Below are 17,105 nucleotides of genomic sequence, written 5' to 3'. Positions count from 1 at the left end.
GAAGCAAGATTGTTGTGGATAGAATATAGAGAATAGAAAATAGAACTAAGTTTTGACGGTTACGAAACTTGAAACTTGAAACCAGAAAAACTTGAAACAAAAATTTGAGAAAATAGAACTAAGTTTTTACGGTTACAAAACATGAAACATGAAACCAAAAAACTTGAAACAAAAATATAAGATGATAAAAAAAGTAAAAATCGAGGCGTACCAAGTGGGTTTGGTGTTCGAAAATAGAAAATTAGTTAACGTAATTGAGCAAGGTTTACATTGGATTTTTGGAAACAAGAATGTAATGATTTACGATATGAATGCGAATTTCATTGCGCCATTTGAGTTGAATATTTTGTTGGAAAACGAAATTTTGGCTTCAATGTTAGAAGTTGTTGCGGTTGCTGATAATGAGATTGTTTTGCAATTCGTGAACGGGAACTTTAAAGGGACTTTGGCCGCAGGAAGATATGCGTTCTGGAAAGGAATTGTGAAAAATGAATTTACCAGAGTAGATCTTTCTAAGATTGAAATCACAGAGAATATCTCGGCGAATTTGTTAAAACACAATCAGTTGAAATACTATGTTCGAAAATTCATTGTCTCGAGCAACGACAAAGCTTTGTTGTTTGTGAATGGAACTTTCGTGAAAGAATTAAAAGCGGGAACGCATTATTTCTGGAACAATAGCATTACAATCGAAGTTAAAACTGTTGATGCAAGACAACAACAAGTAGAGATTTCCGGACAAGAATTGTTGACAAAAGATAAGGCAGGATTAAGAATCAATTTCTTTGTGAGATACCAGGTTATTGATATTATGAAAGCGCTTGTTGATAACAAAGACTTCGAGAAACAATTGTATGTAGCAATGCAATTGGCTTTGAGAGCTTTTGTTGGCGGATTGACTTTGGATGAGTTATTGGCGAAAAAAGACTCTATTGCAGAATCGATTTTGGCAGAAGTAACTACTAAAATCACTGAGTTAGGTTTGACAATTTCTGATGCTGGAATCCGAGACGTGATTTTGCCAGGAGATATGAAAGAAATCATGAATCAGGTTTTGGTTGCCGAGAAAAAAGCGCAAGCCAACAGCATTATGCGAAGAGAAGAAACTGCCGCAACAAGAAGTTTGCTAAACACAGCAAAGCTCATGGAAGAAAACGAAATGTTGTGGAAATTGAAAGAGATGGAATACGTAGAAAAAATCGCCGACAAAATTGGAGAAATCACAATTTCAGGAAGCGGAAACGTAATTGGTCAATTGAAAGAAATCTTCGTAAAATAGAAATCATCAGCAGTAAATGTTGAAGGTTTAATTAAAAATAAAATTAAGAATGAATCAAGAAATATTATTTATGTCAGATCATCATTTTGATCAGACCAATATAATTAGGTTTAATGAGCATCCGTTTGCTTTTGTAGAAGAAATGGATTTGGATTTAGGGCTCATTAAACGCTGGAATCAAAAGTTAAGTACAAGGAATTATGTATCATTTAAGTGATATCTCTGATCAGGTAAAAGTGTTTTTAAAGCTTTGCAGATAAGGGATTCGCAGAATTCCCGAGTTTTTCTGAGGTTCCAAAAGGATTCCTAAAAGAAAATATATCATGCGTACTAATACATTAAAAGAATATAAAAAAGCGATCAGAAATAAATATGAGATAGAAAAAGAAAGAGAATACTTTGATTATTTGCAAAGTCCTTCTCGTGGAAAACTACGTGACTTTTGTTGGTTGATTTTCGAAAATAACCCAACAGAAGATGATCTAAAAGTTTTTAAAAATCTATTTTCTATGGATTTTGATCCTGCTAAAAAGAAAAAATTTAAAGACCAAAAAGATAAGTTCAGACCTATTGAAACGTTCTTTAAAGGCCAAACAGATCCAACAAATATTGATGCAATTAATCTGGCAGCAATTATGGTTGATTTTGAACCGCGTCCTTTTAAAAAGTTTAACGAAAAATGCAGACTTGAAGAAGCTAAACAACTTGGAAAAAGCAATAAAGCCACGACAGTTGTTGAAAGCGATAAAAAAGTCATAAACATTTTCAAATGGCGGAAACGTTATAAAACTATCGAAAGAAATCTTCGTCAGGTTATGGCTCTTTTCTAGAAACATAGATTTGAAGTATAAAAAAGGAGACAAAAACACACATTTATTTCGCATAGAAAACTATGTGCATTCAAACAAGTGAAACGCCTTTTTTAAGCAAACAAAAACTATGTTTCTATGTGTTAAAAGAAATATACCCAATGTGGGTAAAATATTAAAAAATTAAAAAAATGAAAACTACAGATAAAATTATTATTATCGATTTAGAAGCCACATGTTGGCAAACGACTGTCCCGCAAGGTCAGGAAAATGAAATTATAGAGATTGGTTTGGCAGTTCTGGATTCAGAAACTGGTGCGATAACTCAAAATCAAGGTATTTTGATCAAACCACAACGCTCGATTGTGAGTCCGTTTTGTACAGAATTAACAATGATTACCCAAGATTTACTGGATAAAAACGGAGTGAGTTTTGAGGAAGCAATCGAGAAATTGGTTGACGAATATAATCCGGATTTATATACCTGGGCGAGTTACGGTCAATACGATCTCAATATGCTGAGAAAGCAATGTAAATCATTCGGGATTCCCTATCCAATGGGTGAGGAGCATATTAATGTGAAAACCTCGTTTGGAGATAAATTTGGTTTAGTAAAACCAACCGGAATGAACGGAGCCTTGCATTTGCTGGATATTCCGCTGGAAGGAACGCATCACAGAGGAATTGATGATGCAAAGAATATCGCTAAAATTTTGCATTGGTGTTTACAGAATTAGATAGCAATCTGTATTTGTATCAATTCGAAAAAAGCAATATTCAGTAAAAGAACTGCGAATTTTAGTGATTTGCAGTTCTTATTTTTACGATTTAGCAATCTTTTTTTGTTCGAAATTTAATCAGATAATTGAGCCTAAAATTTTAAGAAACTACCAATATAATTATATATTTGTTAAGACACGTTTTTTGTTAAATTGGCTAAATAAAAGCAGATTATAACAAATGTAATTGCTTAAAAACGGAGCAACGTTTAGTAAAATGGAAAGTACAAAAACACCTTTTTTAGATACAATTTATCACCTCAGAACTATTGAGCAGATTATCTTGTACAATAAAATCATGACCGTTTCCCGAAGTGAAGAAATCGATACGACTTCATTTCTGGAAACAGAGTATGAAAACGAGATTTTAGAATATCCGGATGTTGCGCCAAAGTTTAATCCTGACGCTGCATTATGGGCTGCAAAAACAGTATATAGCGCTGCGCAGTTATTATTGTTCAGAGAACATAAAATAAGTGAATTGCTTGATTTCTTACCGAAATATCATGGCGAAATAGACGCTTCTGCTTTGTTGTCTGCTGATATTTGTCTGCGGTTTTTGCCTCAGATTATTCTGGAAATGAAAAGATTAGACGCAGATGATTTGGTTATACCAATATTAGAAAATCATTTGGTTCAGTTTCATTATTCAGTGATTGGATATGAGATTGAAATCGAAAAGATAAATTTTGATATTCTGGCTGTAAATGATTCGTTAAAAGGACTTTATCTTAATAGAATTGTCGAAAGAAAAGCAGTCAAATTTGCTGAGCCGGATTTTATAAAGAAACAATTAGAAATAGGTTTTGGCGATTATAAAAAGGTATTCTGGCCACAATTATAAAGAGAAAATAAAACAAATTAAGATCAAAAATAGAAGCAAAGTAAATGAGCGCTACAGATAAATTAAATGCAGTTTTAAAGCATATCAAAGAAACTTTTGTTGGAAAAAACGAAATCATAGATTTATTAGGAATTGGATTATTGGCCAAAGAAAATGCCTTTTTGTTAGGGCCTCCGGGAACGGCAAAAAGTGCGATTATCAGAGCTTTATCAAATGGAATTGACGGCGGGAAAAATTTCGAATATCTGTTAACGCGTTTTACAGAACCTAACGAGATTTTTGGACCTTTTGATATTCGAAAATTAAAAGAAGGAGAATTAATCACGAATACTGACGGAATGATGCCGGAAGCTTCGATGGTATTTCTCGATGAGATTTTTAATGCCAATTCAGCAATTTTGAATAGTTTGTTAATGGCACTTAACGAAAAAATATTCCGTAGAGGTAAAGAAACCAGAAAGTTGCCAGCGCTTATGTTTGTTGGAGCAAGTAACGTTTTGCCCGAAGACGAATCATTAAACGCGTTATTAGACCGTTTTTTAATTCGTATAAAATGTGATTATGTAGAACCGGATTTACTTCACGAAGTACTTTTGGCAGGTTGGAAATTAGAAGCCGGAAACGCTAAAGAAGTTCCAACAATTCAGGCAGACGAAATTAGAGAATTGCAATTGCTTTGCCGTCAGGTTGATTTAACCGGAATACGCAATCAATATGTTGATATTGTGCATAGTCTTAGAAATACTGGAATAAAAGTTTCCGACAGACGTGCTGTAAAATTGCAGAATCTGATTGCTGCAAGCGCATTAATGTGTGGTCGAAATGAAGCGATTTTATCTGATTTATGGGTTTTAAAATATATTTGGGATAACGAAGAACAAATCGAAATCCTGGAAGGAATCATTAATCAGATAATCGAAAAAGACGATTCGATTTTGGCACATCCGCAAGCGATGTATAATAAAACTCCGGATGCCGAAAGCGTGATGAAAGAGGTTAATTATTTAATCGAAAAATGGCAGGATGATAGTCTTTCGTTTGAAGAACAAAACGTCATTAAAGATAAATTAAGATACATTCAAACGCGTTGTGACTGGATTAAAGATGCCGAACAAAAGAAATATATTCAGAATCATATAGAATCTTTGTGGCAGAAAATCCTTCAAACTATTTAATATGTATTTTTTAGAAATAAAAAAAGAACACAAGGATTTTCTGGGATCCATACGACATTGGGACAATCTAAAAATAGCTTTTGAAGCCGATGTTGTATGGGTAAAAGATTTTTTACAGGAACAAATAAATGCTCCGGAAATTCAGCAGATTCCGTATAAAAAAGTCTATGAATTAAAGGAAAATTTGTTGTTTGAATATGGAAATCTTTTACCGTCAAAAAAACTTCCGTCAGGATTATTATGGACGCCAATTTTGCGTGCATTACCGGTTTCTTTGTCTAAGTTTAATCACAACTTTTTTGGGATTGATCATCAACTTCAAATCACTATAAAAGCTTCTGAAGAGGTAAAAGAAGCTTGTGCTTTGCTGGTAGATTATGACGAATTAAAACTGTATATAGAAACGGCGCCAAGATATAGATTAGAGTCTCTACAATGGATTGTGATCGATAAAAGCGCCTTAATTATAGGAAATCCATTGTTGCCCATAAAAGGAAAAACATATTGGTTAGCGGATAATTTTTTGTTGCCAACGGGATATAATTTTGAATGGTTTGCTTTAGCGAAAACATTTCAGGAAAAGTTAAATCCATCAGGAGAAAACCTCATATTATGGAACACGGATAATAGTTATTCCAGTATTCCGAAAATAAAAATAAGACCACTTTCAATTAGTTCATTTCGCTTAACTTTTTCATAAAACAAAAATGGAATTTCAAAAATACTTTCAATCATACGAGGACTATTTCTGGGAATGGGACAATCAGATATTTTCTGAAGATAGTGTATTTGAGTCGCTCGCAATTCCGAATGGACAAACGATTGGTTACGAAAAATTTGTCTTTGAAATTTTAGAATATTTATCAGAAGACTCAATTCCGCCATTTGGATCATTATTGTTGGCTATAATTGCTACGAATCCTGAGAATTGTGCTTCTGTTCAGATGATTTATGAATTAGCAAAAAGCAAAGATAAATCAGATTCTTTTAGAACTATAAAATCTACCGAAGCTTCTGATTTCTTTAGGATTGGCGCAAGTATTGGTTTTATAAAAATATTGGCTTCTTTGCCGGAAGAATATAAAGTTGGGCAGAAAAGAATGAAACTTTTTCAGACGATATTTCACCAATGTCATAACAGAATTTCTGATGAGAAAGCAAAAAAAATCCTGAAAGAATATAAAGAACACAGACATCATTTGGCAAGAGCCGGAGTAAAAGATGCGTTTAATGAGGCTAATTTTATAAAGGATTTCAGAACATTAGCTTTATTAAAAGTTAAGTTTCCTACGGTTCAGTCTTTGCTAAAAGCGATGGAAGATATTCCGCATGAAGATTTAGGAGACAAACTAAAAGAAGAAGTTTTAGAAGAAAAAAACCTGTCTGATAATGTAACCAGTTTTGTAGATCAGCTTATTGAAGAAGATAAAACTTTTCATGTTGGAAGTCTGATCAAGCGACTTTGGTCAGGTTTGAACATTCCGTTGCATCACAATCATCCAAGCGAACAACCGTTGGGAGGAATCTCTGATTTGACCAATAAAGGTGATTTTGACAAACTCGTTATTTCTGAGTTTGCTTATGACGATGATGTTTTTATGTCTAGAATTGCCAATAACGAAGCGCTTTATATTCAAAGAGAAGTTCCGCCTGAAGCCGATAAATTTGTGCGTATTTTGTTAATAGATAGTTCGTTGAAAAACTGGGGAAATCCTAAGATTCTTTCGTTTGCTTCGGCAATTGCAATAGCGAGACATCCAAAAACTGATATCGAATGTAAAGCTTTTATAGTTGGAAAAAACTATGAAGAAGTATCTTTTGACAATGTAAATAATGTGATTGATGCTTTGAGTAATCTTAGTGGAAAATTGGATTGTTCAGACGGATTAAATTCTTTTTTTCTTGAGAATAAAATCAGTAGTAAAAATCAGGAAGTTTTTCTTTTTTCATCCGAAGAAAGTTTAAAACTGGCTCCAATGCAGAAAGTTACGAACGATTATTTTGTTGATATAAAATATACTTTTTCAGTAGGAATGCAGGATGTTACGGTTTTTAAAAACCACAATAAAGGCAAAAAAATGCTTCAGCATATTATAATGCCTTTAGACGAATTGTGGGTTCGAAACAGTAAAGAAACTATAACTGTCGCAAAAAATAGTACGTCGGTTGAGATTCCGCTTTTATATCCGGTTGAAAGGTTTTACAAGAATGTTTTTGAGAGTGGAGGTAATTTTTACTTTTATTTGAATGGAAGTTTGTATCAGTTTTTCGATAATAGTTTTGACAAAGGATTAAAAAAAATAGCTTCAAATCTTCCGTTTGGGAATGGTGAATATGCGATCAAAGAGAATGATAAGGGCGAAAAAACGATGCTTTATTATTTCTTCGATTCGGCACAAAACGTAAGTACGATAAATCTTGAGACCAGAGAAATCAAAAAATTTAAGCTTATTGACGATGAGCTTAATGAAGGTAAACTTGCAGTATTTGAGTATAATCAGGATTTTTTCTTTATGAACAATATTTATTTTTGGCGTATTAATGATGATTTTAGTTTAGATAAAGCATTTAGCAAAAGTATAAAAGAAGCTTTCGATACTCATTTTGAAAAGCAAACTGTTTTTGTTCGAAATTACAGATACAACAAATTCAAATATGGCGTTGTTAAACGATTGGAAAGTGTTGTAATCCAGAAAGATGTGTTTAAGATAAATAACTTCTATCTTTCAAATTTCTTTTTTGAGAAAGAGAGTAAGTTTTCAAGTAGAATGTCTGAGGATTCCGCTATAAAATTGGAAGAAAAAGTAAACCTTGTTTTAAAGAATGTTGGAACATCGCCATTAGCGGTTATCCAAACCATAAAAACAAATACAGATATATCGTTGAGAGATTGCAAAACTATTACGGAGCAACCTTTTGGAGTTATTTTGGAAAGTGTAAAAAGAGAAGTTGCCGAAAAATTAAAAAAGGAAATCGAAAAAAACGGAGCAGTTTGTTATATCGAAAACGTACTTTTTGAAGCTGTGGACGGAAGCACGATTAGAAATCAGGATGGAATTTTGATTTTTGAAAGCAGTAACAAACAAATCGAAAAAATTTATATTCCGTTTGTAATTGGTACAACTACTGTTATGGCAACTGAAAACGATTTTGCAGGAAATTCTTATTTCATTGAGGATGCTAAGAGAGAAAATATTGGAGAAGATAGATTTAGTACAAAATACTTGAAACGATTCATTCAGAATATTATACATCATGGAGCTTAAATTAAAAATACATTCAAAAAACACATTTCCTAAAGGAGGCATTTTTATAAAAAGTGCCTCACCGGAAGTGTGGCTTCACGAGATTCAAAATATTGGTTTAAAGCTTGAATCGGTTAAGGTTTATCCTGTTCCGGGCGTAGTTGCAAACGAATTATATGGCTGTTTATTGGTTTTGAATCAAAGAATAGATAAAGTCGATATTCGAGGGAATAATTTCTTGCAATTGATCGAAAACAAATTGTTTATTCCTGAAAACACAACGATTTCACCCGAATTAACAAAAGAGGAATGGCATACTTTATTTTCAGATGAATATCATTTTTTGCATCCAGAAATTGGTTTGGTCGAACTGAAAGATCAAGTCGAATGGACAGCTTTACTTCAAATGCCAAAAGCTAAAGAAGTTGAGATTACTGAACCATCAAAAACGGTTTATGCGCCTCAGTTTATTTCGTCCTTGCGTGTTGAGGTTGACAAAGAAAAGATTCTGGAAAATATTGAAAATCCGCCTTCAGAAGAAGAAATGATTGGGAAATTGCCTTTTGATATGCAAAAAGTAATGAAAGGGAATCAGAAGGAAATGGATAAGTTTATGGCTTTTCTGGATAAAAATCCAAAGTTAGCTTTACAATATGCGATTCCACTTGATACATTAGGAACTTCAAGAGGAGATAATTATGGGAAGTTTTCTTTTGGTTCCGGTGGAAATGTTTTCCAAACTGGTTTTGCTAAAATTGGAGATTTTTTTGATAGAAAAAGTGGTAACTCAAATCAAAATGACGGTTTAACTATAATCTTTAGATTGATTGCTGTTTTGTTGTTTATGTCCACTATTCGCAGTTGCAGCTCTGGAAAATCGAGTTTTAGTAGTCAGACTTTTTTTGTATGTGTAGTTGTCATAATTATAATAGTTTTGATTATAGCACTTTTATCAAAAGGAAAATCAAGTGGAAGCGGTTCAGGTTCAGCTTCGGGAGGATCTTTTATGGTCGATTCTCAGAGATTCAGCACTTTGCAAAGCAAATATGAAAAACTTGCTGAGGAATTTATTGCCAAAGGAGACTATCAGAAAGCAGCGCACATTTATTTGAAATTATTAAAAAATTATCAAAAAGCTGCCGAAGTTCTGGAAAAGGGAGAATTGTATCCGGAAGCGGCGGCAATCTATTTAAAGTATTGTAAAAACAAACTAAAAGCAGCCGAATGTTATGAGAAAGGTCACGCGTACAAAGAAGCAATTGAAATCTTTAAAGAGCTCAATAATGATGAAAAAGTAGGTGATTTGTATGTGATTTTAAAAGACAAAAAAGAAGCTGATAAGCACTTTATGAAAGTAATTGAAGATTATAAAACGAATTTTCAATATGTAAAAGCATCATTGGTTTACAGAGATAAAATTGGCGATATAAGTGATGCGCAAGAATTATTATTAGACGGCTGGAAGACAAATAAAGATGCCGGAAGATGTCTTAATGTTTATTTTGCAAATATAAAATCGGCTGAAGATTTAGCTGTTGCGATACCAAATATTTACGAAAACGAAGTGAATTCAGAAAATGCAGTAACATTTCTTCATTTGCTAAAACATGAATTTAGCAGATACGAAGCGCTTGAAGAAATCACAAAGAATATCGCTTATGAAATCGTAGCAGAACGCATTGATGAAAAACCGGATATTGCCTCAGAATTATTGAGTTTTAACATCAGGAATAAATCAATGCTAAAAGATGTTATGAAGTATAAAATAAAGATTAAAGGGAAAGCGTAGACTGTTGGACGTAATTTGTAAAATGTTATTTGAACAGATAGTCCCGTCCCGAAGCTTCGGGATCGGGAGTAGTTGTTTTGTCATTTCGACGGAGGAGAAATCTTCACGAGAAGCTCGACAAAGATTGGATTCTCGTTGCGGAGTTACTTGCGAAGATTTCTCCTTCGTCGAAATGACAAGATTGTGTTTAAGTATTGAGATTTTGCTCTCTTAGCCTCGGGATTACGAGAAATTTTTTAAGACATAATTGTCATGAAAAAAGCCGTTTCAAATTTGAAACGGCTTTTTTATGTTATGCTGTTATTTTGGTATGTAATGCCATTCTGGTTGCGAGAATATGTTCGCAAGGTCCTTTTCGTAATTGATTTGATTTGAAAAAAGAACATTCACAATTCCCTTCAATAAGTCGGTTGTCTTTGTCTATAACCGCTAGAGTTGTATAAGTGAAATTTTTATCGGTTACTTTTCCTTTGATTTGCAATTGATCGCCTTTTACATCTGAAGTGATTTTTATGCGATTTTCTGCTATATATTGATTCGCAATCTCTTCCTGCGGACTTGCAAAACGCAATGTTTTCATATTCAAAGGTTCCTGTGTCAATTCTCGCACACGATATAATCCTAGATTTAAATCGTAGATTACTCTTCCGGCTTGCGTGTAAGCCGTTAATGAGGCAGAAACTGTTGATGGATCAAGATTTAGTTTTTTGGCTAAATTATCAGAAGTATCAAACCAGTTTTCTTTCAATGCATTGAAAACTTTTTCCTGCGTAAATAAATCGACGTTATTTCTTGGCGCCATTAAATCGAAATTTCCTGCAGTACTCCAATCGTTTTTAGTCCAGCCGGATAATCCTAAAGTATAAGACATATCGCCTAAATCGGCAATGAAAAAAGAAGGCAAACCAGAACCTAATAAAACGACTTTAAAATTCTTCGCAATAGGAATTAGTCTTTCTAAAATTAGTAAACGGCGTCTTCCCCAAATACGAATTGTTTTGGCTTCATTTCCTTGAAAAATCGAACGATGAAAGGTGATTTCGTCATGCGTAGGTTCAAATATGGCTTTGATAGGTTTGTCCGGTTCCAGAACAAAACGCAAAGCTCTTGGTCCTTTCTTTTCTTTGAAACGACGCAAATATTGACATAAACTAAAAATATCCATTGGATGTAAATCCAACACAGTTGCCGGAAGCGTCATTGCAGAACTTACTTGCAAAAATCCTCTAACCCAGGAATCCGGTAAGTCTATTTTTACCTCTTTATAGACTTGTTCATTTGTGGTTTTGGCTTCAAAACCAGACGGATCAATCTTAAATTCGGTTTCTTTATAATTTCTTATTTTCTGGAATTCGTTATACAATCCTTCTGAATAATCAATGTTTGTTGTTCCGCATTTAAAGTCGCTTATTTCTGTGAAAATATTATAGTTACAGCTTAATTTTCCATAAGATGATTCATCTTTACTGAAACATTCGAAAAAAACTTCATCGGGATGTACCGTAATTACCGGATCTAAAACGTACCAGGCATCTTTGTCATTTTTATAGAGATAATCAAAATAGGCGCTTTTAGCTTTGTTAAAAGGCCCCAGAATTCTACTTTTCTCTTTTTGAACGGTGCTTAATTCTTCTTTTAATTCCTGAATGCGTGTGCGAACAGTTTCAATCTGAAAATCGGCCATATATTCGCTAAGCCACAATTTTTCTTGTTCTGCAGCCCATGATTTGTATTCTTCTTTATCCTTAGGGAAAAAACGTAAATCCGAAATCACGACATCATGTAGTGCCGAAATAGCTTCTCTAAAAGCGATTTTTTGGTTTAGTTTTCCAACAAAAAAAGTAGGTTCTCTCAAAGTATCCGGCGCAAAACTCATTCCGGTACTATTCGAAGTGTTATTTATAGTGGTGCTTCCGCTGTATTTATAATCAAATAACATAACTTAGTTTTTAAGGATTAAATGGGTATGCAATTGCGGATATAACGTTTTTAAATCCGTCAAAATAGAGATACAATTTGCCTTATCCTGTATGGTCACAGTAGCCGAAATTTCGTCGATAATTTGCGTTACAAAAACGGCTGCATCTTCGCTTTTCTTTCCTTCCTGAAGTAAGAATTCAAAAATACGCTGTTTGGCAATTCTCGCTTTGTGTACACGCGTTAATACAGAACGGAAATAGAATTCAAGTTCTCTCAACTTAGGCAAATTATCTGTAGCGTATGTATTGAGATAATTAGTCACAAAAAACTGAATATTTACGCTTGGATGTTGACTTAATTTGGTCAAATAAGTTACGCCATCATCCGGATTAAAATATTTGGTAATGATTTCTTTTCCAAATTGTTCAACCGCCGGCAATACAGAATCTACGATACTAATCAGACATTCTAAATCCCAATCTGTTTCATCAAATTCGGTTTTGAAAAAATGAAAAGCAAATGTTCTCGTATCGTCCCAAGTAGTGTCTAATATTGCTAATGCATTGTTTCTTTCAGCACGAATTCGTTCTTTTTTGTCCATAAAATAATTCCAACACCATTGACGAATGGCAAGGATTTCATGGTTTCCTAAAGAGATAATCTGGCGAATTGTAAAATCGTCTTTACGAGTATATTTTTTCAATATTTCATAACCCGTTAATTGACTTTCTCTGTAATTAGCGTGAATTAGTTTTATAACATCTCGCGGTTCTAATGCTGTATTCCAATGATTTGTGGTTTCTTCAAGAATGAATTTTTTGAAGATCAAATGTGCGCCTTCAAATTTTTCTTTTCGAATCATCGCATAAACCGTATTACGAAGTGCAATGTCGATGATATTAGAATTTGATTTGCCTAATTGCGTAATACGTTCTATAACAGATTCTAAAACATCTTGATTCTCATTGTTTAATAAATCTAATAAAGATTCAGTATTTGCCAATAAGTAATCGTTCTGATAGTTATTTAACAGCTGAATTCCATTTTTTCTAATCTCATTATTTGTATCTTCTAAAAACAAAGCGATCAACGAAAACGGAATTTCCTTAGAATCGACTGTTTTAGATTTTAGAATTAGAATAGAACTCGCTAACAGATTATTCGTTTTTAAATCAGAAGAAATTAAACGCGCAACAATATCCCAGCTTAATTGTTCAAGTTGTGGCGTAGCTATTTTTTTAAGTCTGTCGATGGCAAGAGTTGCAAGAGCATTGTTTGCATCAGATTCTTCAAACGTAAGAAGTTCAATTATTACTTTTCCGGTTATTGCTTTGGCTTTATCTTCTGTAAATCTAAAGTTTTCCAATGTGCTCGTTATCCAACTTTTTAAATCGGGAACTTCATTAAAAATTAGTTTTACAACAAATTCAGTGTCATTTAGAAAAAGATCTTTGTTTGATAAAATGTGATTTTTGGCCCAATTTCTGGCAGCTTCGGTTTTAGAATTTAATACATCGCCAATAAAACCAATCTGAGTAGAAAGTGTATTGTTTTTCAGGACTATAGTTTCAAATCCTAAATTGTTTGGAATCCTAAAATTACTATTCAGTAAAGTTAAAATATTGGTTTCATCAAAATTATTGATGATAGTATTAAAGTCATTTCTCGCCTTTAAATTTCCGTAAGCAAAATTATGAATGATATTCATTTGTGCTTCCATTATCAGATGAACATAAGCTTCCGGAAAAGCATCCCAATGTTCCGGAAACAATTCTAAACGGTTTGAAACGGTTTCTACAATAACTTTTGGTTCTTCGGGAACTATTAGACTTTGAGGTTTTTGCTCTGTTTCTTTTTTACCAAAAAATGTTGAAAATGCTTTTTTAGCAACGTCTAATACAGAACCTGAATTCTGATCTGTTGTTGTATTTGTTTTCTTTTCGTCAGTATTTACTTTACTGCTTACTCTCGTTGCCTGATTTATATCGAAATAATAATTTTTACTCGAGAAAACTTCCTGATTTAAAATGAATTTCATCGATGGAGTCAAAATTCGCTTCTTGTCATTCCCAAATAAAATAGTTGACAATAGAAGTAAATTCGAACATTCAGGATAATCTACAACAGTATAATAATATTTTTTATCATTATAATTGTATTGTCCATAAGTATTTAGAGGCTCTTTTTGGGCTTTGCTATAATCATTTTCCGTGTACTTTGATAAAATTGAAACGGCAAACTTCAGGTATTTTTTAGCATCTGTTTCAGAATCCATTTCGTTTAAAAAGCGAAGACTATTTTTCTGGAAATAGGTTTTGGTAAAATTCGAGAAGGCAATTTTACTGTCTTTTCCTCTAAGTTCCTTTCCAATATTTAACCTTTCATTTATAGCGCTAATAAATTGCGAGTTATAATAGTCATCTTCCAATGAAACTGTTCTGGTGAACATTGGAGCTTCATTCTCAAATCTATAAGCAAGAACGGCAATTACATCAGCATCGTTTCTTAAATGAGCTAATTTGTAAATGGCTCTGATATGTTTGAAATATGGCGGTCTGAACGGAACAGCTTCCAGTAAGAAAACAATAATCTCATGTAAATTACGATCAAACTTCGCTACTAAGTATAAAGCCGTCAGATAATTGATAGCGTTGTTTTGTAATTCTTCTTTTAGAAAATTTACTAACGAATCATAATCTTTTTTATCGATATAATATCTTGCTTCTTGCGGAATCGTTTCAAGAATTGTCGAGATATGTTTTTGTAACTCTGTCTCTTTCAGGATTTCTAATAATCCTTCGTGAGCCAGATTTTTTATGTAATCTTTTTGTTTATTTTGTAAAGCGTATGATCTAAAAACTTCTTCGGCAGTATCAGATTTAAATTTTATTAAAGCCCAAATCGCAGAATAAGTTTGTAAATCATCACCTTTTGAGGCTAATTTAATGATATATGGAATCGCTTCTTTAACTTCTAATAAACCTGCTTTCCAGATTACCCGGCTGGTTTTCCATTGGGTTTTAAAACTGTTTTTACCCATTACAGCATCTTCTAAACGCTGAAGAATCACACCGTTTATAGAATCTGGTTCGACACTTTCAAAAGAAGGTAGATCGATTAATGTCTCTATTTCTGAAGCATATCCTTTAACTTTTTTCTCATTTTCGAGTTTATCAAAAATGATTTGTGCTTTTTCTTCCGAAACGTATTCCGGTGTTTTAGTTCCGTCTTTCAAAACGCTTCCTCTTCTTCCGTATCTAAAATTTACCACATAATTATTGGCATCGATACTGCACAAGTCGATTTCGTATACTTTATCTGAATTCCCTTCTTTATAGAAAAGTTTAATCTGTTTAATTAATTTCATGATTCAAAAAGGGTATTAATTAAAAAATATTCCACCAGTTTTCTGGCTTTTGTTCCATTTGTACTTCTTTTATTTCCTCAGGAATAATCACAGGAATTGGAATCACTTTTTCAGGAATATTTGTTTTTTCAATATGAGGCTGACCGTGTTTGGCAATTATGTTTTTTAAATTTTGTTTGAAGATTTTCCCTTTCTCAGGATTCACCATATTTACATAATTGATGTAACCTTCTATGGCATTGATCAGGTGAATTGCTTTTCCCCATTGCTGGTCTTTCCATCCGTTTTTTTCAATATTATGCAATACGGCACGGAATTTTCGCAACTGAATTCTGTCAACATTTAGTTTCTTGTTTACAACAACTCCGGTCACTTTTTGCTGCATGCCTTTTCGCATGACATGAACTTTATCGGGATGAATTATAAAACCTTCTGATTCAATAATTTTTTTGGTAAAAAACAATAAACGAGAAACATTTTGGCTGTTTTCTTCAGTAGTCGAAAAACTCATATCATCTGCATAACGCGTATAGCTGAAGTTTAATTTCTTAGCTAATCCTTTGATTTTCTGATCCATTTTATAAACAATCATGTTGCTTATCGCCGGACTTGCTGGAGAACCCTGTGGTAATTTGCGTTCACCGGATTGTACATAATATGTAACGCCGTCTAATGTGGTTTCGTTAATCTCAGAATAAGTACATAAAAGACTTAAAATCGTAGCAACTTCTTCAGAATAGCCAATTTTATGAAATAATCCTTTTACTCGTTTATGAGTTACAGTTGGGAAAAAATCTTTTAAATCGATATTAACGACAATGTCTTTATTAACGTGAGGCATTGCATTGGTTACAATAGAACGTTCTTTTATAAAACCATGCGCTTCAATAGTATAAGGTATTTTATGAAGTATGTTTTCTAAAATCCAGGTTTGAATTTCTTTTAATTTTGCTTTTGGAGCTGAAATTTTGCGTTTGCCGCCAGATTTCTTTTCAAGCTCAAAAGTATGATAATGGTTAATCTTAGAAACTTTTCTGTTGTAAGCAAGATATTGTAATGCTTTCAGATCGATTTGCATGCTTTTGGCAAGAGCCAATGCGTCTTTAAAAACAGGCAAATTGTATTTTTCTAAAATTTCAGGATTGGATTCTTTAGTATTTAAACCTTTAGATACGGTTTCACCCAAATAGAGAATTTGCTGTTGCTGAAGTAATTTCCAGTTTTCAGCTTTTTCGATCCTTTTTTTCTCTTGGTTTAATTTGGTTTCAGCCCTTTTTTCTTTGGCGATTTTCATTCGGGCTTTACGCATTTCGAGAATCATTGCTTCTCGATTGCTAAACTTCCTGTCTTGTGCCAAAAGCTCATTTAATTCCTTCTCAACTTTTGCTTCTTGTTTGATAAGAATCTCAGATAGAGTAGGTTCAGATCCTGATTGCCAGAAACCTAAACGTTGCATTTCTTCTAATATGTAGCTATCTTTTGAGGTAGCTTTTATTCTATCATAAATTTGTTGTTTACTAAGCTGTTCAGACATATTACAATCGCTATTTTACATTAAAAAGCCCTATTGTAGCAATAGGGCTTAAAGTTTAAAACCTTCGTATTTTCTAAGGACTATGTCTATCAACTCCCGAGAAAAGGTACTATGCGTACAGTTAATCTCGAGGAGGTGGAACCGAAACTGTACGCATAGTACCTTTTCTCATCCATAAGATAGAAGTAGTGCTGAATGTTAAATAATCTTACACCGATGACGAAACATCATCTTTTTCTTTATACAAGAAAAGCAAGGTATTTCTTAAACTCAAAACAAACATACTAAAAAACTTTTAATTGAATACTACTAAAAGTGAAAATAGATTGAACTTTTTTTAACAATTTTATGAATCTAATTCTGA

At 33.1% G+C, this 17,105-nt stretch carries 11 protein-coding genes; 8 read left to right on the top strand and 3 right to left on the bottom strand.

Translation table 11 applies throughout. The features are described from left to right. Nucleotides 1–148 precede the first annotated feature (148 nt). The 8 genes from CLU81_RS05225 (at nt 149) to CLU81_RS05190 (ending at nt 9,920) form a co-directional block, all read left to right on the top strand. Nucleotides 149–1,279 carry a slipin family protein gene (locus tag CLU81_RS05225; RefSeq protein WP_233209662.1) on the top strand — a complete coding sequence of 377 codons (1,131 nt, stop codon included), beginning with the start codon at nt 149–151 and terminating at the stop codon, nt 1,277–1,279. Nucleotides 1,280–1,602: 323 nt separating this feature from the next. Then, the gene (locus CLU81_RS05220) at nt 1,603–2,109 is read left to right on the top strand and encodes a hypothetical protein (protein WP_099708864.1); all 507 of its coding nucleotides are present in this window, start codon (nt 1,603–1,605) and stop codon (nt 2,107–2,109) included. A gap of 170 nt (nt 2,110–2,279) precedes the next feature. Then, nucleotides 2,280–2,825, top strand: a complete 546-nt coding sequence (locus CLU81_RS05215; protein ID WP_099708863.1) for a 3'-5' exonuclease — start codon at nt 2,280–2,282, stop codon at nt 2,823–2,825. Nucleotides 2,826–3,084: 259 nt separating this feature from the next. Then, the gene (locus tag CLU81_RS05210) at nt 3,085–3,711 is read left to right on the top strand and encodes a hypothetical protein (protein WP_099708862.1); all 627 of its coding nucleotides are present in this window, start codon (nt 3,085–3,087) and stop codon (nt 3,709–3,711) included. Between the two features lie 44 nt (nt 3,712–3,755). Beyond that, complete coding sequence (locus tag CLU81_RS05205; protein WP_099708861.1) at nt 3,756–4,886, top strand: AAA family ATPase; 1,131 nt, start codon at nt 3,756–3,758, stop codon at nt 4,884–4,886. Nucleotide 4,887: 1 nt separating this feature from the next. After that, entirely contained in the window at nt 4,888–5,586 is a 699-nt protein-coding gene (locus tag CLU81_RS05200) for a hypothetical protein (protein WP_099708860.1), read from the top strand. Between the two features lie 7 nt (nt 5,587–5,593). Then, complete coding sequence (locus CLU81_RS05195) at nt 5,594–8,152, top strand: ribosomal protein L7/L12 (protein ID WP_099708859.1); 2,559 nt, start codon at nt 5,594–5,596, stop codon at nt 8,150–8,152. Beyond that, complete coding sequence (locus tag CLU81_RS05190; RefSeq protein WP_099708858.1) at nt 8,142–9,920, top strand: CLH domain-containing protein; 1,779 nt, start codon at nt 8,142–8,144, stop codon at nt 9,918–9,920. Before CLU81_RS05195 ends, CLU81_RS05190 begins: the two co-directional genes overlap by 11 nt. A 292-nt stretch (nt 9,921–10,212) precedes the next feature. Here the strand turns inward: CLU81_RS05190 and CLU81_RS05185 are convergent, their stop codons facing one another. The 3 genes from CLU81_RS05185 to CLU81_RS05175 are packed head-to-tail and all read right to left on the bottom strand — an operon-like array spanning nt 10,213 to nt 16,741. Beyond that, nucleotides 10,213–11,859, bottom strand: coding sequence for a hypothetical protein (locus CLU81_RS05185; RefSeq protein ID WP_099708857.1), 1,647 nt, complete (start codon nt 11,857–11,859; stop codon nt 10,213–10,215). A gap of 3 nt (nt 11,860–11,862) precedes the next feature. Further along, on the bottom strand, nt 11,863–15,207 hold the full coding sequence (locus CLU81_RS05180; RefSeq protein WP_099708856.1) for a WGR domain-containing protein: 3,345 nt from the start codon (nt 15,205–15,207) through the stop codon (nt 11,863–11,865). A 19-nt stretch (nt 15,208–15,226) separates the two neighbouring features. Beyond that, entirely contained in the window at nt 15,227–16,741 is a 1,515-nt protein-coding gene (locus CLU81_RS05175) for a reverse transcriptase family protein (RefSeq protein WP_099708855.1), read from the bottom strand. Nucleotides 16,742–17,105: the final 364 nt, after the last annotated feature.

The organism is Flavobacterium sp. 9, assembly GCF_002754195.1.
Classification (GTDB): Bacteria; Bacteroidota; Bacteroidia; order Flavobacteriales; family Flavobacteriaceae; genus Flavobacterium.
This window is presented reverse-complemented; position numbering and strand designations above follow the sequence as displayed.

Coding starts and splice junctions, on each gene's coding strand:
- CLU81_RS05225 (WP_233209662.1), top strand. CDS start 149: ATGAAACCAAAAAACTTGAAACAAAAATATAAGATGATAAAAAAAGTA.
- CLU81_RS05220 (WP_099708864.1), top strand. CDS start 1,603: ATGCGTACTAATACATTAAAAGAATATAAAAAAGCGATCAGAAATAAA.
- CLU81_RS05215 (WP_099708863.1), top strand. CDS start 2,280: ATGAAAACTACAGATAAAATTATTATTATCGATTTAGAAGCCACATGT.
- CLU81_RS05210 (WP_099708862.1), top strand. CDS start 3,085: ATGGAAAGTACAAAAACACCTTTTTTAGATACAATTTATCACCTCAGA.
- CLU81_RS05205 (WP_099708861.1), top strand. CDS start 3,756: ATGAGCGCTACAGATAAATTAAATGCAGTTTTAAAGCATATCAAAGAA.
- CLU81_RS05200 (WP_099708860.1), top strand. CDS start 4,888: ATGTATTTTTTAGAAATAAAAAAAGAACACAAGGATTTTCTGGGATCC.
- CLU81_RS05195 (WP_099708859.1), top strand. CDS start 5,594: ATGGAATTTCAAAAATACTTTCAATCATACGAGGACTATTTCTGGGAA.
- CLU81_RS05190 (WP_099708858.1), top strand. CDS start 8,142: ATGGAGCTTAAATTAAAAATACATTCAAAAAACACATTTCCTAAAGGA.
- CLU81_RS05185 (WP_099708857.1), bottom strand. CDS start 11,859: ATGTTATTTGATTATAAATACAGCGGAAGCACCACTATAAATAACACT.
- CLU81_RS05180 (WP_099708856.1), bottom strand. CDS start 15,207: ATGAAATTAATTAAACAGATTAAACTTTTCTATAAAGAAGGGAATTCA.
- CLU81_RS05175 (WP_099708855.1), bottom strand. CDS start 16,741: ATGTCTGAACAGCTTAGTAAACAACAAATTTATGATAGAATAAAAGCT.